Source organism: Streptomyces sp. SM10 (assembly GCF_002910915.1).
Lineage (GTDB): Bacteria > Actinomycetota > Actinomycetes > Streptomycetales > Streptomycetaceae > Streptomyces.
The window spans coordinates 65,749-85,067 of sequence record NZ_NEUF01000194.1; the positions used below are offsets into that span (position 1 = coordinate 65,749).

19 protein-coding genes, 1 pseudogene and 1 riboswitch are annotated in these 19,319 nt (G+C 72.1%); of the genes and pseudogenes, 12 read left to right on the plus strand and 8 right to left on the minus strand.

The window, feature by feature from the left end:
- Positions 1–47 precede the first annotated feature (47 nt).
- A complete protein-coding gene (locus tag B9S57_RS33745; RefSeq protein ID WP_103760957.1) occupies positions 48–485 on the plus strand; it encodes a MarR family winged helix-turn-helix transcriptional regulator in 438 nt (145 codons plus the stop codon).
- Between the two features lie 13 nt (positions 486–498).
- On the opposite strand, the gene B9S57_RS33750 is transcribed toward B9S57_RS33745, so the two are convergent.
- On the minus strand, positions 499–1,194 hold the full coding sequence (locus B9S57_RS33750; protein WP_103760958.1) for a hypothetical protein: 696 nt from the start codon (positions 1,192–1,194) through the stop codon (positions 499–501).
- Between the two features lie 121 nt (positions 1,195–1,315).
- On the opposite strand from B9S57_RS33750, the gene B9S57_RS33755 reads away from it, so the two are divergent.
- The 3 genes from B9S57_RS33755 (at position 1,316) to B9S57_RS33765 (ending at position 4,621) form a co-directional block, all read left to right on the plus strand.
- Entirely contained in the window at positions 1,316–1,888 is a 573-nt protein-coding gene (locus tag B9S57_RS33755; protein ID WP_103760959.1) for a hypothetical protein, read from the plus strand.
- A 178-nt stretch (positions 1,889–2,066) separates the two neighbouring features.
- The gene (locus B9S57_RS33760; protein WP_103760960.1) at positions 2,067–3,104 is read left to right on the plus strand and encodes a rod shape-determining protein; all 1,038 of its coding nucleotides are present in this window, start codon (positions 2,067–2,069) and stop codon (positions 3,102–3,104) included.
- Positions 3,105–3,121: 17 nt separating this feature from the next.
- Positions 3,122–4,621, plus strand: a complete 1,500-nt coding sequence (locus B9S57_RS33765; protein ID WP_103760961.1) for a GAF domain-containing protein — start codon at positions 3,122–3,124, stop codon at positions 4,619–4,621.
- On the opposite strand, the gene B9S57_RS33770 is transcribed toward B9S57_RS33765, so the two are convergent.
- Entirely contained in the window at positions 4,599–5,030 is a 432-nt protein-coding gene (locus B9S57_RS33770; RefSeq protein WP_103760962.1) for an Lrp/AsnC family transcriptional regulator, read from the minus strand. The two genes, B9S57_RS33765 and B9S57_RS33770, sit on opposite strands and share 23 nt — an antisense overlap.
- Positions 5,031–5,263: 233 nt before the next feature.
- Here B9S57_RS33770 and B9S57_RS33775 point away from each other — a divergent pair, with 233 nt between their 5' ends.
- The 4 genes from B9S57_RS33775 (at position 5,264) to B9S57_RS33790 (ending at position 9,342) form a co-directional block, all read left to right on the plus strand.
- Positions 5,264–5,512, plus strand: a complete 249-nt coding sequence (locus B9S57_RS33775; protein ID WP_103760963.1) for a hypothetical protein — start codon at positions 5,264–5,266, stop codon at positions 5,510–5,512.
- Positions 5,513–5,644: 132 nt separating this feature from the next.
- Positions 5,645–7,108 (plus strand): acyl-CoA synthetase, encoded by a 1,464-nt coding sequence (locus B9S57_RS33780; RefSeq protein WP_103760964.1) that lies wholly within the window; start codon positions 5,645–5,647, stop codon positions 7,106–7,108.
- On the plus strand, positions 7,101–8,459 hold the full coding sequence (locus B9S57_RS33785; RefSeq protein ID WP_374936010.1) for a carboxyl transferase domain-containing protein: 1,359 nt from the start codon (positions 7,101–7,103) through the stop codon (positions 8,457–8,459). The genes B9S57_RS33780 and B9S57_RS33785 overlap by 8 nt, the downstream gene beginning before the upstream one ends.
- Positions 8,460–8,544: 85 nt before the next feature.
- Positions 8,545–9,342, plus strand: a complete 798-nt coding sequence (locus B9S57_RS33790) for a VOC family protein (RefSeq protein WP_103760965.1) — start codon at positions 8,545–8,547, stop codon at positions 9,340–9,342.
- 230 nt (positions 9,343–9,572) lie between these two features.
- On the opposite strand, the gene B9S57_RS33795 is transcribed toward B9S57_RS33790, so the two are convergent.
- From B9S57_RS33795 to B9S57_RS33810, 4 genes and pseudogenes are all read right to left on the minus strand, one after another.
- Positions 9,573–10,841 (minus strand): MFS transporter, encoded by a 1,269-nt coding sequence (locus tag B9S57_RS33795; RefSeq protein WP_103760966.1) that lies wholly within the window; start codon positions 10,839–10,841, stop codon positions 9,573–9,575.
- 29 nt (positions 10,842–10,870) lie between these two features.
- A pseudogene (locus B9S57_RS33800) lies at positions 10,871–11,101 on the minus strand (hypothetical protein); the annotation flags it as partial.
- A complete protein-coding gene (locus B9S57_RS33805) occupies positions 11,098–11,424 on the minus strand; it encodes a hypothetical protein (RefSeq protein WP_103760967.1) in 327 nt (108 codons plus the stop codon). The pseudogene B9S57_RS33800 and the gene B9S57_RS33805, both read right to left, overlap by 4 nt.
- A 54-nt stretch (positions 11,425–11,478) precedes the next feature.
- Positions 11,479–12,168 (minus strand): DJ-1/PfpI family protein, encoded by a 690-nt coding sequence (locus tag B9S57_RS33810; RefSeq protein WP_103760968.1) that lies wholly within the window; start codon positions 12,166–12,168, stop codon positions 11,479–11,481.
- Between the two features lie 218 nt (positions 12,169–12,386).
- Here B9S57_RS33810 and B9S57_RS33815 point away from each other — a divergent pair, with 218 nt between their 5' ends.
- Positions 12,387–13,325, plus strand: coding sequence for a GlxA family transcriptional regulator (locus B9S57_RS33815; RefSeq protein ID WP_103760969.1), 939 nt, complete (start codon positions 12,387–12,389; stop codon positions 13,323–13,325).
- Positions 13,326–13,586: 261 nt separating this feature from the next.
- On the opposite strand, the gene B9S57_RS33820 is transcribed toward B9S57_RS33815, so the two are convergent.
- Positions 13,587–15,002 (minus strand): cytosine permease, encoded by a 1,416-nt coding sequence (locus B9S57_RS33820; protein ID WP_103760970.1) that lies wholly within the window; start codon positions 15,000–15,002, stop codon positions 13,587–13,589.
- A riboswitch (TPP riboswitch) is annotated at positions 14,992–15,085 on the minus strand. It overlaps the preceding gene by 11 nt.
- A gap of 539 nt (positions 15,086–15,624) precedes the next feature.
- Here B9S57_RS33820 and B9S57_RS33825 point away from each other — a divergent pair.
- From B9S57_RS33825 to B9S57_RS33835, 3 genes are all read left to right on the plus strand, one after another.
- Positions 15,625–15,978, plus strand: coding sequence for a PRC-barrel domain-containing protein (locus B9S57_RS33825; RefSeq protein WP_103760971.1), 354 nt, complete (start codon positions 15,625–15,627; stop codon positions 15,976–15,978).
- A 264-nt stretch (positions 15,979–16,242) separates the two neighbouring features.
- On the plus strand, positions 16,243–16,509 hold the full coding sequence (locus B9S57_RS33830; RefSeq protein ID WP_103760972.1) for a GlsB/YeaQ/YmgE family stress response membrane protein: 267 nt from the start codon (positions 16,243–16,245) through the stop codon (positions 16,507–16,509).
- Positions 16,510–16,660: 151 nt separating this feature from the next.
- A complete protein-coding gene (locus B9S57_RS33835) occupies positions 16,661–18,184 on the plus strand; it encodes a catalase (RefSeq protein ID WP_103760973.1) in 1,524 nt (507 codons plus the stop codon).
- A 274-nt stretch (positions 18,185–18,458) separates the two neighbouring features.
- Here B9S57_RS33835 and B9S57_RS33845 read toward each other — a convergent pair whose 3' ends face one another.
- Complete coding sequence (locus B9S57_RS33845; RefSeq protein WP_103760985.1) at positions 18,459–18,941, minus strand: hypothetical protein; 483 nt, start codon at positions 18,939–18,941, stop codon at positions 18,459–18,461.
- Between the last annotated feature and the right edge of the window lie 378 nt (positions 18,942–19,319).

Consider the following 19,319-nt stretch of genomic DNA (forward strand, 5'->3'; position numbering starts at 1 on the left):
GCGTCCAGATATTTCACCTTGTCAAGTAATTCGGTACGCTGGGTGTCATGGCCACCTCGCGCACCGACCCGCTGACCCTCGATGTCATCCAGCTCATCGGCGGGGTCGTGGCGCGCTACCACGAGGAGTACGACCGGGCCGCGTCCGCGCACGCGCTGACCGGCGCCCAGGCCAGGGTTCTCGGACTGCTCTCGCTGGAGCCGATGCCCATGCGCAAGGTTGCCCGGAAACTGAAGTGCGAACCGTCCAACATCACGGGCATAGTCGACCGGCTGGAGCTTCGTGGCCTGGTGGAACGCCGCCCGGACCCGGCCGACCGGCGCGTGAAGCTCGCCGCCCCGACCGAGGAGGGCGTCCGGACGGCCCGGCAGCTGCGGGACGCGCTGGACTTCGCCCGGGAGCCGCTCGCCGAGCTGTCGGAGGCCGAGCGGACAGTGCTGCGCGACCTGCTGCGCCGGATGCTCGGCGAGGACGACAACGCCTAGAACGTCTGCCGCGTCAGAAGCAGAAGATCCACAAGTGACAGGTCTCCGTCGGCGACGGAGTGGGCGCCGGAACGTCCGACGGCTCCGGCGGGGTCGGGTCCGCGGTCGGACTCCCGGAGCCCGAGGGCTCGGCCGGCGCTTCCGTTTCCTCCGGGTCACCGGACTCGGAGGCGGACGGAGAGACCTCCCCGGGGGCGGACGGCGACGGGGGCACTCCGGGCGCCGTGGTGCTGCGGGCCGGACCACTCGTCGCGGTCGCGGAGTGGGAATCGGTGACCGGGACGACGGTGGGCACCTCCACCGGGCCGGGATCGTCGGGCTCCGTGCTGGACGGCGCGGACGGGACAGGCTCCGTGGCGGAGGACGTGGCCTCGCTCACGTACTCCGAGGCGCCGCTGCCCCCGTCGGGCTCCAGTGCCAGCTCGGCAAGGCTCAGCGCCCCCAGCGCCAGCACCACGCCCACGGCCGTCAGCAGCAGCGCACGCCCCCGCCTCCGGTGGGTACGGCGCCCCCGCCTGCGGGATGCGCCCCGGGCACGGCGGCGGTGACCTGCGGCCCCGGAGGCGTCCAGGGTCTCGCCGGGGGGTTCCGGCTCACGGCCGGCGTGGTCAGCGACGGCGTAGGGGGCCAGCGCGTCGGCGGGGGTCCCGCAACCGGCGCAGGCCAGCGCCCCGTTGAGGTGCCGTTGGCACGGGTGGCAGTAATCCATGGCGCCCGCAGACTAGACGCGCCAGGAACAGCTCAGGAAGGCGCACAGGTGAGGATCCTGTGTGGAATCAGGAACTCCGGGGCCGCCGCCCCGATCGCCGCCCGCGCGGCAGGATGGGGTCATGACCGCTCCCGCCCCGTTCGGGCCGCTCCAGTTCCAGCTCGTCCTGCTGCGCCGGATGGCCGACCACCAGCCGGACCTCGTCGAGGACGCCCGTCATGAACTGAGCGCCTCCCTCGCCGAGATGAGGGAGGCGAACCGGCGCTGGCAGGCCATGCTGCGCGCGCCGCGCGGCCGGGGCGCGCTGCGCCGCTACCGCTCCGTCCTGGGCGCGCCCGAGTCGTCCGTACGCCGCACGGTCGGCGATCTGGAGTGCGACGCGCTGCTGTGGCCGCTGCCCCTCTGGCCGGACCTGCGCTTCGAGGTCATGGCGGGTCCCGGCGGAGCCGTGTGGAACGAGTGGCTGGTGCGGGCCCCCGGTGCACCGGGCCCCGTGCTGGACACGGCCGCCGACCTGACCCCGTGGTCCTGCACCGTGAACGAGGTGGCCAGGGCCTTCACCCCCGCCCGCCCCATGGAGGGCAGCGCGCCGACCCGCTGGGCGCTGGCCTTCACCGACCCGGCGGACGGCGGTCCCCGCGTCGCCGAGTTCACCTGGGGACTGTTCCAGAGGCTGCTGCCCGGCGGCGCCTGAGATCTGTCGCAGCATTCCCGGCGGCTGCTTCCCGACGACGCCCGGCATCTGTCGCGCCGTCAGCTCCGGGTCCCCCCTACGGCTCACCCAGCGCGCGCCCCTCCCGCCCCGGCGCGACGATGCGAGGAGAGCCGGCTGCCGCCGGTACCCCCCGTCAGCGCTCTCGGGAGACCCTGCCGTGACCGTCAGTCTCGAACAGTTGCGCCGTTGCCATGTAGCCGTCGATCTCGGGGCCGCGAGGACCCGTGTGTACATCAAGGGAGTGGGGCTCGTCGTCGACGAGCCCAGTGTCGCCGCCGTGAACACGCGCACCGGCTCGCTCATCGCGGTCGGCGCGCTCGCCGAACAGATGACCGGCCGTACGCCCGCGTACATCCGGGTGGCCCGCCCGGTCTCCGGCGGAACCGTCGTCGACATCGACATGGCCCAGCGCATGCTGCGCCACCTGCTCGGCGAGAAGCTCCGCCGCCAGCTGCGCCGGAAGCCCCGGCTGCGCGCCGCCGCCTGCGTCCCGCACGACGCCGATCCGCTGGCCCAGCGGGCGGCCGTCGAGACCCTCGTGGGGCTCGGTGCGCGGCGGGTGGAGCTGGTCGACACCCTCATCGCGGCCGCCATCGGCTGCGGGCTGCCGGTGGAGCAGCCGACCGCCACCATGATCATGGTGTGCGGGGCGGCCACCACCCAGATCGCCGTGCTCTCGCTCGGCTCGATCGTGACGGCCGTACGCATCCCGATCGGCGGCGAGGCCATCGACCACGCGATCATCCAGCACCTGCGCCAGCACCATGAGCTGATGCTGCCCAGCCAGTCCGTACGCCCGCTGCAGCTGGCGCTGCGCGGCAACGGCCTCACACTCAAAGGCCCCGCGGTGACGGAGATCCACGGCCGTGACGTGGCCACGGGCCTGGCCCGGTCGGTCCAGGTCGACACCGCCGCCGTGCGCCAGGCGATCCACACCCCGCTGACCGCGGTGCTCGACGGACTCGGCAAGGTGCTGCGCGACTGCCCGCCCGACCTGGTGGCCGACATCGCGGACTCCGGGATCATGATGGTCGGCGGCAGCGCCCTGCTGCCGGGACTCGACCAGATGCTGCGCGACGCGACGGGCGTGCCGGTGCACATCGCCGAGCGGCCCGACGTGTGCTCGGTGCTGGGCCTCGGAGCGATGCTGGACGGCACGGTCCAGCCCCTCGTCCTCGCCCCGCTCGTCGGCTGAGAGCCGCAGGGCTCCCGGTGGCGGGGACGGGTCTGGACCTGCGGGCCACCCTGCAGCACATCGTGGACACCGCCACGGCGCTGGCCGGGGCGCACCACGGCGCCCTGGCCCTCCTCCACGGGGAGGACCGCCGTGTCACCGACCTCTTCACGAGCGGAATGTCCGCCGGTGAGCGGAGCGCCGCGGGTCCGCTCCTGGACGGCCGCACGGGAGCCCTGGGGGTCCTCGTCGACGACGACCAGGCGGTGCGCGTCGACGATCTGACGGCCGGCCCGCGGAGCGCACCGCCCCCGCCCTTGCAGGTCCGTTCCTTCCTGGGGGCGCCGGTCCGGGTGCACACCGAGGTGCTCGGCGTCCTCTGCCTCACCGCGCGGGAGCCGGGGCGCTTCACCGACACCGAGCTGGCGCTGCTGCGGCTGCTCGCCTCCCAGGCCGCCGCCGCGATCGGCGGCGCACACCTGTACGAGGCGGCGCGGCAGCGGGAGCGCTGGATCGAGGGGGCGGCCGCCATCACCCGGGCGCTGCTGGCCGGCGCGGGCACGACGGATGCGCTGACGACCGTCGCCGAGCGCGCGAGGGTGCTGTCCGGGGCGGTGGCGGGGGTCATCCTCCAGGCGACCCCGGGCGGGGGGATGGAGATCGTCGCCGCCTCCACCCCCGACGATCCGGCGGGCCTCGTCGGCACCGCCATCGAGCCTGGCGCCCCCGTCCTGGTCCAGCTGCTGGGCGGCGAGGACGTGCTCATCGAGGACTCCGCGACGGACGAACGGATGACGACGCCGGTACGGTCACGGTTCGGCCCCAGCATGATGCTGCCCCTGCAGAGCGGGGGCAGGCTCATCGGCACGCTCGCGCTGCCCCGCCGGCGCGGCGACGCCCCGTACACGGAGACGGACCGGCTGCTCGCGTCCCAGTTCGCCTCCCAGGCCGCACTGGCCCTGGTGATGGCCGACGCGCAGCACTACCGGGAGCAGCTCGCGGTCTACGAGGACCGCGACCGCATCGCCCGTGACCTGCACGACCTCGTCGTACAGCGGCTGTTCGCGACGGAGATGATGCTGGAGTCGACCCGCCGCAAGGACACGGCGGGTGACAGCGGGACGGCCGAGCTGCTCGCGAGGGCGGTGGACGAACTGGACTCCACCATCCAGGAGGTCAGGACGGCGATCTTCGCCCTGCAGCAGCCGCCCGCCGAGGCCCCCACGACGTTCCGCGGCCGGGTACTGCGCGAGACGGGGGGCGCCGCGGCGGTGCTCGGCTTCCAGCCGTCCGTGCAGTTCACCGGCGCCGTCGACTCCCTGGTGGCGGAGCCCGTGGACGGCGAGCTGCTCGACGTGCTGCGCGGGGCCCTCGCCGCCGCGCACCGGCGGGAGGGGGTGTCGGCCGTCGAGGTGGAGGTGGACGCGACGGTACGGCTGCCCGACGGGGGTGCGGCGGTGCGGCTCGTGGTCGCGGACGACGGGCGTGCCGAGGACGGCAGCCGGTCGGCCACCGTCACCTGGCAGGCGCCGCTCTGAGCGCGATCCGGGTGTTGGAGTGGGCGACGCCCGCGTCCTTCTTCAGCCGGCGCAGCAGGGCGTCCAGGGAGCCGGGGTCCGCCGCCGTGGCGCGCACGAGGTAGTCGTGGCCGCCCGTCACGTGCACCACCTCGGTGATGCCGGGCAGAGTGAGCACCGAGCGTTCGAACTCCTCGTTCGTCGTGTCGAGGCGCAGCGAGACGTCGATGAAGACGACGAGGCCCGAACGGGTGTCGGCGGCCGGGTCGACAATGACCGTGAAGCCGCGGATCACCCCGTCGCGGCGCATGCGGCGCACACGGTCACCCGCCGCGTTGGCACTGAGCCCCACGCGTACGCCCAGATCACGGTACGAGATCCGGGCGTCCTCCTGGAGAATGCCGAGGATCTCTCTGTCCAACCGGTCCATAACGGCGATTGTCGCAGCACAGGGCCGGAAGCGGCGGGTGAGCGGCCTCGCGCCGGGCCCCTCGAAGGCCCGGGGCCCATGGGGCGCCTGCGGTCCGACGGCCTTACCCGGATGGCCCAGTCCGCCGCGCCCGGCCCGGCGCCCGCCCCCGACCGTGCCGTGCGGACACCACCGCCGAGCATGCCCCGGCTCCGGACCGGAAGCAGTCGGCCGCCGCCTACCGGAACCTGGTCATGGCCACGATCGGTTTCGCGCCTACCTCCTGGGCGTGGAGCCTGGTCTCCCCGCCGTCGGGTGAGGTCAGGGAACGGCTCGGCGTGAGCACCCGGCAGTCGATCCTGGTGGCGGTTCCCGTCCTCGTCGGTCCGCCGGGCTGCATACCGGCGGGCGCCCTGACCAGCGCGTACGGGCTGACGTTGCCCGTCGTCCCGGCCCTGCCGATCGCCCCGGTGCTGCTGCTCATCCGGGCCGTGGGTCCGTAACGCCCCGTGCAGGGACCCGTGGAGCCGTGAGGCCGGCGGTCGGTGCGGAGCCGTGGCGGGGTGGTGGATCCGGACGTGTGACGGACCGGTGGGCCCGGACGGCCTCCGGCGGTACCCCCTAGGCTTCACCGGGTGACCTCTCTTCTGCCCGCGCTGCGCGGAGCGTCCGGCCGGACGGACTCCCCCGAGGCCGTCCGGTTCGGCGAACACGTCCTGACCTACGCCCAGTTGGCCGAGGCCTCCGCCTCCCTCGCCGCCCGGATCGCGGGTGCGGGGCGCGTCGCCGTCTGGGCCACGTCCACCCCGGAGACCGTGGTGGCCGTCGTGGCGGCCCTCAGGGCGGGAGTGCCCGCCGTACCCCTCAATCCGAGGACCGGGGAGCGGGAGCTCGCGCACATCGTCGCCGACAGCGAGCCGACGGTGGTGCTGGCCGGGGCCGGCGACGAACTGCCGCCCGCGCTCGACGGGCTGGAGCGCCTGGACGTCGGCGCCGGGGCGGTCCCCGGCCCCCCGGTGGCCGACGTCGCCGAGCCCTCCGAGGACTCGCCCGCCCTGGTCGTCTACACGTCCGGCACGACGGGCCCGCCCAAGGGCGCCGTCCTGCCCCGCCGTGCGATCGCCGCGTCGCTGGACGCGCTGGAGGACGCCTGGGGGTGGACGGGCGACGACGTCCTCGTCCACGCCCTTCCGCTCTTCCATGTGCACGGGCTGATCCTCGGCGTCCTGGGCCCCCTGCGCCGGGGCGGCTCCGTGCGCCACCTCGGCCGGTTCTCGGCCGAGGGAGTGGCCCGGGAGCTGCTCTCCGGGGGGACGATGCTGTTCGGCGTGCCCACGATGTACCACCGGCTGGCCGGCGCGCTGGCGGAGCCGGCCGGACCGGGGAACCTCGCGAAGGCCCTGACGGGCGCCCGGCTGCTGGTGTCCGGTTCGGCGGCCCTGCCGGTCCACGACCACGAGCGGATCGCGGCGGCCACGGGACGCCGGGTGATCGAGCGGTACGGGATGACGGAGACCCTGATGAACACCGGCGTACGGGCCGAGGGCGCGCCCCGTGCCGGGACGGTCGGCCCGCCGCTGTCGGGCGTGGAGCTCAGGCTCGTCGAGGAGGACGGCACCGTGCTCGCGGACACCGCGTCCATCGGTGAGATCCAGGTGCGCGGCCCGAACCTCTTCACCGGTTACCTGAACCGGCCGGACGCCACGGCGGCCGCCTTCACCGAGGACGGCTTCTTCCGTACCGGCGACATGGCGACGATCGACCCCGACGGCTACGTGAGGATCGTCGGGCGCAAGGCCACGGATCTCATCAAGAGCGGCGGTTACAAGATCGGTGCGGGTGAGATCGAGAACGCCCTGCTGGACCATCCCGGCGTGCGCGAGGCGGCCGTCACCGGCGAGCCGGACGCGGATCTCGGCGAGCGGATCGTGGCCTGGGTGGTGCCGTCGGACGCCGGATCGCCGCCCGGCGAGCGGGAGTTGGCCGACCACGTGGCCGACCTCCTGGCACCCCACAAGCGCCCGCGGGTCGTCCGCTACCTCGATGTGCTGCCCCGCAACGAGCTGGGCAAGATCATGAAGAGGTCGCTCGGTGCCTGACGCCCGGTGCGCCCGCCTGTCCGCGCGGGAGGCGGCGGGGGCCGTCGCGGAGAGCTTCACGGAACACCGTCCGGCCGCCCGCCCCTTCCCTCCGGACGGCCCTCTGGGCTGGAGCGGTTACGGGGAGTCCCGGGAGCGCGCCTCGGCGCGGACCGGGGAGGAGGAGTCCGTCCTCTACGGGACCGCGGTGGTCGGCGGACGGGAGTGCGTCCTCGTCTCCTTCGAATTCGGCTTCCTGGGAGGCTCGTTGGGCCGCAGCGCCGGGGACCGGCTGGAGGCGGCGTACGCGCTGGCCGGTGAGCGGAGGCTGCCGCTCGTCTCCCTCGTGGCGACCGGGGGCAGCCGGATGCAGGAGGGCATGATCGCGCTGATACAGCTTCAGCGGGTGGCCCGGGCGTCCTCGCTGCTGAGGTCCCAGGGGCTGCCGCAGATCGCCGTACTGCGGGATCCGACGACCGGGGGCGGCTGGGCCACCGTGGGGGCGGGTGCCGATGTGGTGCTGGCGCTGCCCGGGGCGCAGATCGGGTTCGCGGGCTCCCGGGTGCGGCCGACGGGCGCCGACCCGTACGCGTACACCGCCGAGGGGCAGTTGGCGGCGGGCCAGATCGACGCCGTCGTCACACCCGACGAGCTGACCGGGACGCTGGGCCGCTGGCTGGCCGCGCTGACGGTCACAGGTCCGGCGCAGGCGGCGCAGGTGCCGGACGCCCTGTCCGCGGCGGAACTGCCGGAGACGGGCTGGGACGCGGTCGAGCAGGCACGGGCTGCGGAGCGGCCACGGGCCGGGGCCTACCTGGACGCGTACTTCGCACACCGGCTGCCGCTGAGCGGGGACCGCTGCGGCGGCAGGGACCCGGGGATGCTCTGCGGGGTGGGACTGCGCGACGGGCAGCCGGTGGCGTACGCCGCCCAGTGCGGCACCGCGACCCGCCCGGCGGGCTACCGCACGGCGGCCCGGGTGATCCGGCTCGCCGACCGGCTCGGCCTCCCCGTGCTGACCCTGATCGACACACCCGGCGCGGCCAACGACGCGGAGGCGGAACGCACGGGCGCGGGCGCGGCCATCGCCGACGCCTTCGCGGCCGTCGCCGCCGCCCGGGTCCCCGTGACGACCCTCGTGATCGGCGAGGGCGGCTCCGGCGGTGCACTGGCACTGGCCTCACCGGACAACACCCATGTCACCGCGGACAGTTATTTCTCGGTGATCGCACCGGAACTGGCGGCGGCCATCCTGAAGCGCGGTCCGGACGCGGTGCGGTCCACCGCCGGCCAGCTCCGGCTCCGCCCCCAGGACCTGGTGGAGCTGGGTGTCGCCCGGTCGGTCGTCGGGCCCGCCTCGCCGGAGGGCTGAGACGGGGATTCGGCGCGCCGCCCGGGCGACCGTTGGCTAGCGTGACGGGAAGGACCGTCCGCCGACCGAAGAAAGGGTCCGAGCCATGGCCGCACAATCCGAGGGCACCCCGTGCTGGGCCGACGGCACGTTCGGCGATCTCGAGGGGGCGAAGCGTTTCTACGGTGAGCTCCTGGGCTGGTCGTTCGGCGAGTCGATGCCCGAGTACGGCGAGTACACCCAGGCCCATGTGGACGGCAGGGCGGTCGCGGCGCTGTCGCCGCCCATGCCCGGCCAGGACGCGCCGAACGCCTGGTGCCTGTACCTCGCGTCCCCGGACGCCGCCGCCACCACCGCGAAGATCCGCGCGTGCGGGGGCGAGGTGCTGGTGGAGCCGATGCAGGTCGGCGACTTCGGGACGATGGTGCTGGCCACCGACCCCGGCGGGACCGCCTTCGGGGTGTGGCAGGCAGGCCGCCACGAGGGCTTCGAGGCGCGGACCGTGCCTGGTGCCTACGCCTGGGCCGAGGTCTACACACGGGAGCCGGAGAAGGCGGACCATTTCTTCGCGGCCGTCTTCGGGTACGGGGTGAAGCACCTGGACGACGACGCGATCGACTTCTCGCTCTACGACCTCGGCGCGGACCCGGTCCTCGGACGGATGAAGATGGGGGCGGAGTTCCCTCCCCAGGTGCCGGCCCACATGAACGTGTACTTCACCGTGGCGGACTGCGACGCGTCGGTGGAGAAGGCGACGTCGCTCGGCGCGGAGCTCCGGTTCGGTCCGATGACCATCCCGTTCGGGCGGTTCGCCACCCTGACGGACCCGCAGGGCGCGGTGTTCTCGCTCTTCGATCCCACGACGACCGGGGGCCGGATGCCTGACGTCTCGGAGGCGCCCTGACCGGCGCTCCGGTCCCCTCCGCCAGGCCGGTGCCTGAGCCCACGGCGCACGGACCGGCGCGGCGAGTCCCAGTACCGCACGTGAGCCCGCGGGTACAGCGGTTCGCGCCTGGCCGATGATCACGGTTGAGGGCGCATCGGCCGGTTCAGAGGGATGCCGCGCGTGAACCACGGCACGCACGGACGGGCCCGGCGGGTCCCGCGCGGAGCGCGTGGGACCCGCCGGGCCCGCTACGGTTGCGGGTCCCGCGCGTCGTAGCGGGCGAAACCTCGCCACCGCAGCCCCAGCAGGCACACCACCAGGACGCAGGCGAGCCCGCCGCCGGTCACCGCGACGGCCGGAGACGTCAGGTCGGCCACGGAACCGGCCACGAGGTCGCCGAGCCGGGGACCGCCCGCCACGACGACGATGAAGACGCCCTGGAGCCGGCCGCGCATGTCGTCGGGGACCGCTGCCTGGAGCATGGTGTTGCGGAAGACCATCGAGATGGAGTCCGCACAGCCGGCGAGCGCGAGCAGGACCAGCCCCGGCCACAGCTGCCGGGTCAGCCCGAACAGGGCGATGGCCCCGCCCCAGCAGGCCACGGCGACCAGGACGGCGAACCCGTGCCGGTTGATCCGGCCCAGCCAGCCGGAGAACACGCTGCCCAGCAGCGCGCCCAGCGCGGGGGCGGCGACGAGCAGTCCGGTGGTCTTGGCGTCGCCGCCGAACCAGACCACGGCGACCACGGGGAAGAGCGCGCGCGGATGGGCGAGCACCATGGCGCTGAGGTCGCTGAAGAACGTCATCCGCAGATTGGGCCGGCTGCCGAGGAAGCGCAGGCCGTCGAGGACGGAGGCCCGCTTGGCGGCCTTCTCCCCCTCGCCCCGGCCGGGCAGCATCGACGGCAGCCGCCACATCGCGTACAGCGAGGCGGTGAAGGTGACGGCGTCGACGGTGTAGGCCGCCTTGTAGCCCCACCAGCCGACGATCAGACCGCCGAGCATCGGCCCGGCCAGGCCGCCGGTGGTGGAGGTCATCGCGTTGAGCGCGTTGGCGGCGGGCAGCTGCTCCGCCGGGAGCAGCCGGGCGATCATGGAACTGCGGGCCGGCGAGTTGAGCGCGAAGCAGACGGCCTGGAGGGCGACGACCGCGTAGAGCAGCCCCACGCGCTCGACCCCGGCGAAGGTGACAGCGGCCAGCACCAGGGACAGCAGGAACGATCCTGTCGCGCTGAACAGCCCCAGTCTGCGCCGGTCGACGGTGTCGGCGACGGCTCCGCTGTAGAGCCCGAGGAGCACCAGCGGGACGAGGGAACAGAGACCGATCAGCCCGACGGAGAAGGCGGAGCCGGTGATGTCGTAGACCTGGAGGGAGACGGCGAGCGCCGTCATGCCCTGCCCGGTCCAGGACACGGTGTTCCCGAACCAGAGCCGCCGGTAGTCGGGGGACGTACGCAGCGGCGTCAGGTCGGCGAGTATGCGTGTGCGGGATACACCTTGTTTGGCTGTTTCGGTCACACGGGATGGTAACGACCCCGCCGGGGAGCCACACCCATGGTGGTGGCCGTGGCCAATCCGAGGACGGGGACGGCGATGCCGACGCCCGCGTAGACGCGGCAGATGCGCTGCAGCAGTCTCGGAGCCGTCAGGGGCTCACCGTCGCGGGGCTCGCCGTGGGCCTTGCGCAGTGCCTGGGGAAACATGCTCGCGTCGACGGTGACCGGGCCGATGGCCAGGACGGCGGCCAGGACGTGCAGGGACAGGAAGAGTTTCGTCACGGCCGGAGCTCCGTGGCCTGCGGACCGGGGCGGCGCCGGCCGGTGACCCGGGAGGCGGGCAGCCGTCCGGCCCTGGATGTCCCGGCCATCGTGTCGCCGGTGACCGTCACGGCGAATGCCAGGTTCAGGCGGAGGGGCCTGGTGACGGCCTGCTTCCAGGTGAGGTGGTCGCCGTCGAGGGCGACGTCGCCGAGCGGGACCTCCTCCCCCGAACCGCGGGCGACGCCGGCCAGGGCACCGTTCGCGCGGCGGAGTTCGACGACGGCGTCGATCGTACCGATGGGGGTGGAGACGGAGAGGTCCCAGGTGCCTTCGACGGGCATGTCGGTATGTCCTTCGGTGGTGTGCGGGGAGGGGAGGAAGAGAGAGTGTGCCCGTCAGGAGGCGGTGACGGCCGGTCCCCGTTCGCGCCAGACGATGCCGCGCCGCTCATGGGCGAACAGTTCCTCGACGGCGTGGGCGACCCGGGGGCCCACCTCGCGCTCCAGGAGGTGGAGTGCCAGGTCGAGTCCGGAGGTGACCCCGGCACCGGTGACGACGTCCCCGTCGTCGACGACGCGCGCCCGCACCGCGTGGACCCCGGTGGCGTCGAGGACGTCCAGGCCCAGGTGGTGGGTGGTCGCGTGCCGGCCTTCCAGGAGGCCGGCCATCGCCAGGACGAGCGACCCTCCGCACACCGCGCCGACGATCACACCGGGGTCCTCCATCGCGGTCCTCAGCTGTGTGGGCAGCGCGGTGGTCAGGGTGCGGCCCAGCAGTACGGGGATGAACGCGTCCTGCTGCCACTCCTCGGCGCCCGCCTCGTGCCCGGGGACCTCGCCGGGTTCGCCGACCCGCCCCGAGGCGCCGGGAACGAGGATCACTCCGGCCCGTGCGGGGTCGAGGACCGCCGTGGCGCGCAGCGCCAAGGCCCCGGTGCCGCTGATCACCTCGCGCGGCCCCTCGGCGGAGACGAGCTCCACGGTCACCAGGCCGCCGGAGGCGGTGCCGCCGGCGTAGAACACTTCGTACGGGGCGATGGCGTCGAGGGGGTCGAACCCGTCGAACAGGATGATCTGGACATGCATGGGGAGGGTCCTCAGGATCCGGACGGCCCGGTCCGCGCCGGGTTCGATCCCGACGCTAACCGGCCGTACCGCCCCGGCCCAGAGGCGAGAATGCCAGGTATCAACGGGATAACGCCAAGCCCTGCACTGCCTTTCTGATCTGCGGAGACAGGGGACTCTGCGAGTTTCCGCGCCCCATGAGCCCTGGCGCTCACCCGTCGTCCGGGTACGTTCGTGCCATGCACACCATCGCCGTCCTCGCGCTGGACCAGGTGATCCCGTTCGACCTCTCCACCCCGATCGAGGTCTTCACCCGCACCCGCCTCCCGGACGGCCGTCCGGGGTACCGGATCCGCGTCTGCGCCGAGCAGGAGGAGACGGACGCCGGCGCCTTCACGCTGCGCGCACCCTGGGGACTGGAAGGACTCATGGGCGCGGACACGATCATCGTGCCCGGCACAGCCGACCCCGCCGCCCCGCTCAGCACGGCCGTCGGTGACGCGCTGCGGGCCGCCGCCCGGGACGGCACGCGCATCGCGTCCATCTGTTCGGGCACCTTCCCGCTGGCCGCCACGGGGCTCCTGGACGGCCTGCGGGCCACCACCCACTGGATCGCGGCCGGCCTCTTGGCCGCCTCGTACCCGGACATCGAGGTCGACCCCGAGGTCCTGTACGTCGACAACGGTCAGATCCTCACGTCGGCGGGCGCCGCCGCCGGGCTGGACCTGTGTCTGCACATGATCCGCAAGGACTACGGCTCCGCGGTCGCCGCCGATGCGGCCCGGCTCTCCGTCATGCCGCTCGAACGCGAGGGTGGACAGGCGCAGTTCATCGTCCATGACTACGCACCGGCCCCTCGGGGCAGCACCCTCGAACCCCTGCTCGCCTGGCTCCAGGACAACCTCGGCACCGACCTCACCCTCGCCGACATCGCCGCCCACGCCGGAATCAGCACCCGGACGCTGATCCGTCGATTCCGCGAGCAGACCGGCACGACCCCTCTCCAGTGGCTGCACCGCGCCCGCATCCGCCAGGCACAGCACCTGCTGGAATCCACCGAGCACACCGTGGAACGCATCGGCGCCCAGGTCGGCTTCGGCTCCCCTACCGCCTTCCGCGACCGATTCAAGAGGACGACCGGCGTCAGCCCCCACGGCTACCGCCGCTCCTTCGGGTGACGTCGGCGGGGGAAGTCCCTGGCCCTGCCGACGCCCCAGGAGCGCACCGCGATGGCGATGCCCCGTCACCCGACGGACCGTCACATGTCCCTAGGTCAAGGTAATCGACGCCCAGGAGGCGTCCACGTCACTCCGCTGCCCTCTACATCCTGCGCGGTGGAACGGACAACGATCCGGTGCGCGGCCGTGCGACGTACCGCAGTGTGGCGGGCACCCGCATCATGGCCGTTCGCACGGCCGCTGCAGGACGGCCCGGGCCCGTCAGGAGCGGTGCCTGAGCCGCAGCGGGGTGTAGACCGAGAGGGCCACGAGGAACGCCACGCCGTAGGCGAGGTCGGCTCCGTGCAGGGCCTTCGCCGCCGGGCCCACGTAAAGGCCGGTGCTCATGAACGGCACCGCCGCGGCGAAGGCGGCCACGAAGGCGGCGATCGCCGGCCACCAGGGCCGGACGACGGCGCTCTCGGCGACGAGGTCGATCGGTGCGCCACGGCGGGCCCTGGCCCGTACCACCCAGTCGACGGCCACGATCGCGACGAAGCCGGGGATCCAGTAGCCAACCAGGAGCAGCACGTTCTGGAAGCGCGCCGTCGTGTCGGCGGCGTGCATCCACAGCACGAGCGGGAAACCGAGCGCCGCGGCGAGCGCGGCGGCAACGGGGCGCGGGATGCGCACCCCCATCGTCTGCAGCGCCAGGGAACCGCTGTAGTCGTTCATCGCGTTGCTGCACAGCGCGGCGAGGGCCACGGCGAGCAGACCGAACGCCCCGAGCGCTCCCCCGCCCAGAAGCGTGTCGACCCCACGCGCGGTCTGGTCGGTGAGGACGGACGCGCCCCACAGGCCGATCATCTGGACCGCGACGAAGGAGACACCGATGCCGAGCAGCGTGCACCAGAACATGCGCGGCCGCGAGGTGGCCGTCGGCAGGTACCGGCTGAAGTCGCTGGCGTAGGGGGCCCACGACAGCGCCAGGCTGAGGGCGATCGTGAACGTCAGGACGAACGCGCCCGCCCGGTCACCGCCGTGCGCGGTGCCGGAGGCTGCGGGGTGGACGCCGCCCAGCAGTTTGACGGAGAGCACGGCGAAGGCGGCGGCCAGGACGAACGTCATCACGGTCTGGAGCCGGTGAATCGCCTCGTACCCGAGAACGCCGAGCGCGCCCTGGGCAGCCATCATGACCAGCACGCCCAGCCAGAAGGGCCAGCCGCAGAGCTGCGCCAGCGCGTCCCCGCCGAACAGGCCGATCAGGGCGTCCCAGGCGACCGAGGACAGCCACTGCAACGTTCCGGGCAGGACGACACCCCGGCCGAACGCCAGCCGTGAGAGAGGCAGTTGGCCGAGCCCGGTCCGACTTCCCCAGGTCCCGAGGTACGCGGTGGGCACCGCCCCCACGAGCGTACCCAGCACGACGGCGACGAGCGCCGTGGTGAAGTCCAGGCCCAGCGCGATGCCCACGGTGCCGGTGAAGACGCCGGTCATGGTCAGGTTGGGGGCGAACCAGACGGTGAACAACCGGCCGGGACCGCCGTAGCGCCGGTCCTCGGGAACAGGGGCTATCCCGTGCGTCTCGATCCGCAGGTCGCCGGGGGCGGTCGGCATGCGCCCCCCGAAAGCGGGCCGCGGGTCCGGGGCTGCCCGCTGCGCGACCTCACGGTCGTCCTGGGCGTACGGCAACGGCATGAGACATCCCTCCGCCAGTGCTAGCTGGTTCAGGTTCGACGGGTGTGTTCTCAGCCCCGCGCGGGGCACCCCGTGTCCGGTTCGGCGGCCAGGATAGCCGGGCAGCCGCCCCGCCACGGCCGCCGGGGTGACCGGGGCGGGAGCGGGGGCCGCCGACCCGAGAGCGGGGCGACCAGGGATCACCCGTTTCCGTCCTGACCGTTGACGCCCCGATCCCGGTGACATCGTTGTCACGTCCACGTCCCGCCCCTCCCGCTGTATGTCGGGGCATTCGATGGGCTGATTCACAGAGAGCGCCGCCGCGGCGTGCGAGGCGGAGGCCGAGCTCTATGTGGAGCGCGGCACCATCTCACCATCCACGGGAGAAGAGAAACTCCGCACCGGGGCGTGCACAGACGGCTTCGGCGGCTCACGGGAAGAAGAGCACTGCCGCTCTTCTCCTCCGCAACTGTTCGAGCACGGACGCATTCCTCGGGCATAGGCAGGACGAGAAGGGGCACGAGGCTGTCAGCAGACCGAAGTAAGGGGCTGCCGAGCGGGCGACAGAGCGGAAAGGCTCCAGCACCCCCTGAAGGCCACCTCAAATACGTTTTGTCTTTTGACGTGAACAAAGGAGCTTTTCATGAGCGACAACCTGTGGGGTTACCAGCCGAGCGTCGGCCACACCGCCGGAACCGACCTCATCGGCTACAAGGTCGAGGCGACGGACGGCAGCATCGGCAAGGTCGACAAGCACTCCGACGATGTCACCTCCGCTTATCTGGTGGTCGACACCGGTGTCTGGATCTTCGGAAAGCATGTTCTGCTTCCCGCGGGCACGGTGAGCCGGATCGACACCGACGACAAGAAGGTCTACGTCGACCTCACGAAGGACCAGATCAAGAACTCCCCCGAGTTCGACAAGGACAAGCACATCGGCGATGCGGACTTCCACCGCACGACTGGCGAGTACTACGGTCGCCACCGTCGTGTGTGACTCGAAACCGTGTGAATAGCGGGGGCCGGAACGCTACAAGCGTTCCGGCCCCCGCTATTCACACGGGACAAATTCCCTCCGAGTGCGCAGTCACCGACATTTTCCAACCTCACGTTGAGGCGAGTTGAAGGATGAGACGGCCTTCACCAGCTCGGTGATGTGGTTGATGCGGCTGCGGATGTGTGAGCTTCGGTTACGGGGATACGCGGAGGGTTCCTGGCGCCACGGGGGCGCCGGGCGTCGGCAAGGTAAAGGAAGATTTCCATGGGCATCATCGCCTGGATCCTCATCGGCCTGTTCGCGGGGCTCATCGCCAAGGCGCTGACGCCCGGCAAGGACCCCGGGGGCTGCCTCGTCACGATCGTCATCGGCGTCGTGGGCGGGCTGCTCGGCGGCTGGCTCGGCAAGGTGGTCTTCGGCGTCGATTCGATCGACGGATTCTTCAGCCTGTCGACGTGGATCGCCGCCGTCGTCGGTTCGGTCCTCGTCCTGCTGGTCTACCGGCTGGTCGCGGGACAGCGCTCCCGCTGACACGGCCCACGCCCTCGGGCGGTCCGCGCCGTCGACTTCTCGGCGGGTCGATCCGACCGTGTTTGCCTACATTGGTATAGGTCCAGTAGGGCAGCCGTAGCAGGAGGCATCGCCGACGCGTCTGCAAAGACAAACAAGAGGAAGCGACGACATGACCGATATCTCGCGCAAGCCGACCACCTCCGACTCCGGCGCCCCGGTGGAGAGCGACGAGCATTCGCTCACCGTCGGCCCGGGCGGGCCGATCCTGCTCCAGGACTCCTACCTGATCGAGCAGATGGCCCAGTTCAACCGCGAACGTATCCCCGAACGTCAGCCGCACGCCAAGGGCAGCGGCGCCTTCGGGACGTTCGAGGTGACCGCGGATGTCTCCGCGTACACGAAGGCCGCGCTCTTTCAGCCCGGCACCACGACCGACCTGGTCATCAGGTTCTCCACCGTGGCCGGGGAGCGGGGCAGCCCGGACACCTGGCGGGACCCCCGCGGTTTCGCGGTGAAGTTCTACACCAGCGAAGGCAACTACGACATGGTGGGCAACAACACCCCCGTGTTCTTCGTCAAGGACCCGATGAAGTTCCAACACTTCATCCGATCCCAGAAACGCCGGGCGGACAACAACCTCCGGGACCACGACATGCAGTGGGACTTCTGGACCCTCTCGCCCGAGTCGGCGCACCAGGTCACCTGGCTGATGGGGGACCGGGGTATCCCGCGGACCTGGCGCCACATGAACGGCTACACCTCGCACACGTACATGTGGATCAACGCGCAGGGCGAACGGTTCTGGGTGAAGTACCACTTCAAGACCGACCAGGGCGTCGAGACGTTCACCCAGCACGAGGCCGACCAGATGGCCTCCGCGGACACCGACTACCACACGCGTGATCTCTTCGAGCACATCCGCGACGGGGAGTACCCGAGCTGGACCCTGAAGGTCCAGATCATGCCGTACGAGGACGCGAAGGACTACCGGTTCAACCCCTTCGACCTGACCAAGGTGTGGCCGCACGGCGACTACCCGCTGATCGAGGTGGGCCGGATGACGCTGGACCGCAACCCCACGGACAATCACGCCGAGATCGAGCAGGCGGCCTTCCAGCCGAACAACTTCGTACCGGGCATCGGCCCCAGCCCGGACCGCATGCTCCTGGCCCGGCTGTTCTCCTACGCGGACGCGCACCGCCACCGCATCGGCGGCAACTACCAGCAGCTCCCCGTCAACGCCCCGGTCGCGCCGGTGCACACGTACTCCAAGGACGGAGCGATGGCGTACCGGAAGACCTCCGACCCGGTCTACGCCCCGAACTCCAAGGGGGGCCCGGAGGCCGACACGGAACGCTACGGCTCCCCGCCGAGCTGGTACGCGGACGGCGACATCACCCGGGCGGCGTACGTCGACCACGCCGAGGACGACGACTGGGGCCAGGCGGGCACGATGGTCCGCGAGGTTCTGGACGACGCGGCGCGGGACCGGCTGGTGGACAACATCGTCGGCCACCTCCTCAACGGCGTGAGCGAACCGATCCTGCAGCGGGCGTTCCAGTACTGGTCGAACGTCGACAGCACGCTCGGCAAGCGCGTCGAGCAGGGCGTCCGCGCGAAGGCTGGCGAGAAGGACCCGAAGGCGGGCGAGCAGGGCAACCCGGCCCGCTCCTCGATGCAGCACAAAGCCTGACGCCCGGCCGCCGGCCACCCGAAAGGGGGTCGGCGGCCCCTCCCCCTTCAGTGCTGGCACAGACCGGCGCCCGGGACGGGGTCCACCCGGCCGGAGGCAGGGAGGGTCCGCGCCAGGTCGAGCCCGATGTCCACCAGCGGGGACCGGCGCAGGCAGGCGACCTCGGGGAACGGGGTCCACGCCGATGCAGTCGCCGTCGGCGCCGACCCCAGGTGCCTACGCGTTTCCGGCTTCCCGCCAGTACGCCTGCCCTGCTGGAGGCGACTTCGGTGGCTCAGGGAGAGAAGACCACGACCGCTGCTGTCATCCGCAACCGCTCGAGCACGTCGATCTGCTGCTCCGCGCGCGCCAGCAGACCCTCGATCTGCGACACGCTCAGGCGGCTGTCCTTCGACGCCACCGCGCGCAACGTACGCCACAGCAGGGCTTTGCCCTCGACGCCCAGGCGGAGGGTCTCGAGCTCGAGGACGGCGCTCAACCCGGAAGGCCGGCAGATCGCGCCGCTCAGTTTCAGTCTCCCCACCAGTTCAGCGACCCGACCCGAACTGACCTTGTAACGCCGAACAGGTACGCCCAGGGTGTCCATGAAGACGAGCAGCGTCTGCCGGTCCTGGTCGATGTCTCCGGCCACCTGGTTCAGGTCCGCGCCGCGCACCGAGTCGCTGTGCCGGGTGGCGATGCGGCGGGCGAGCCTGGAACCGGCGCTCGCCCCGGCCAAGTGATCGTTGAGGTAGGTATGCAGCGTGTCGCGGTACATCACGAGCCCCTTCGTTTGCACACCCCTTCAGCAAACCGCAGAACACAGGATTCAGCACGACGGTCAGCATCACCGGATTCCGCACCACGGCGGGCCGCCGGCTACGGCGGAGGCCTGGCGATACTCGACAAGGCCGCGGAACGCGCTCCCCGCGCTCCGGGGCCCCCGACGCCCCCTGCCGCGAGCGCACCATCGACCGCGGCGCAGCCGCCCTCGCCCTCAAGCGGACCACCGAAGCGACCACCGACCATTCGTACTGGAAAACGGGGCTGTACGAGTGCGGGCGTCATGATCGAGTGGCGCGCCGCGGCAGCCGCGCTGACGGCGACCCGCCCGGCAGCCGGCTCCGAGCCGAAGCACTGGACCCGTGACAGCACC

Excerpts from the sequence above, each read along its gene's own strand:
- B9S57_RS33815 (WP_103760969.1), top strand. The coding sequence starts at position 12,387 with ATGCACACCATCGCCGTCCTCGCGCTGGACCAGGTGATCCCGTTCGAC.
- B9S57_RS33825 (WP_103760971.1), top strand. The coding sequence starts at position 15,625 with ATGAGCGACAACCTGTGGGGTTACCAGCCGAGCGTCGGCCACACCGCC.
- B9S57_RS33770 (WP_103760962.1), bottom strand. The coding sequence starts at position 5,030 with ATGGACCGGTTGGACAGAGAGATCCTCGGCATTCTCCAGGAGGACGCC.
- B9S57_RS33845 (WP_103760985.1), bottom strand. The coding sequence starts at position 18,941 with ATGTACCGCGACACGCTGCATACCTACCTCAACGATCACTTGGCCGGG.
- B9S57_RS33805 (WP_103760967.1), bottom strand. The coding sequence starts at position 11,424 with ATGCCCGTCGAAGGCACCTGGGACCTCTCCGTCTCCACCCCCATCGGT.
- B9S57_RS33830 (WP_103760972.1), top strand. The coding sequence starts at position 16,243 with ATGGGCATCATCGCCTGGATCCTCATCGGCCTGTTCGCGGGGCTCATC.
- B9S57_RS33745 (WP_103760957.1), top strand. The coding sequence starts at position 48 with ATGGCCACCTCGCGCACCGACCCGCTGACCCTCGATGTCATCCAGCTC.
- B9S57_RS33775 (WP_103760963.1), top strand. The coding sequence starts at position 5,264 with ATGGCCACGATCGGTTTCGCGCCTACCTCCTGGGCGTGGAGCCTGGTC.
- B9S57_RS33810 (WP_103760968.1), bottom strand. The coding sequence starts at position 12,168 with ATGCATGTCCAGATCATCCTGTTCGACGGGTTCGACCCCCTCGACGCC.
- B9S57_RS33835 (WP_103760973.1), top strand. The coding sequence starts at position 16,661 with ATGACCGATATCTCGCGCAAGCCGACCACCTCCGACTCCGGCGCCCCG.
- B9S57_RS33790 (WP_103760965.1), top strand. The coding sequence starts at position 8,545 with ATGGCCGCACAATCCGAGGGCACCCCGTGCTGGGCCGACGGCACGTTC.
- B9S57_RS33750 (WP_103760958.1), bottom strand. The coding sequence starts at position 1,194 with ATGGATTACTGCCACCCGTGCCAACGGCACCTCAACGGGGCGCTGGCC.
- B9S57_RS33755 (WP_103760959.1), top strand. The coding sequence starts at position 1,316 with ATGACCGCTCCCGCCCCGTTCGGGCCGCTCCAGTTCCAGCTCGTCCTG.
- B9S57_RS33820 (WP_103760970.1), bottom strand. The coding sequence starts at position 15,002 with ATGCCGTTGCCGTACGCCCAGGACGACCGTGAGGTCGCGCAGCGGGCA.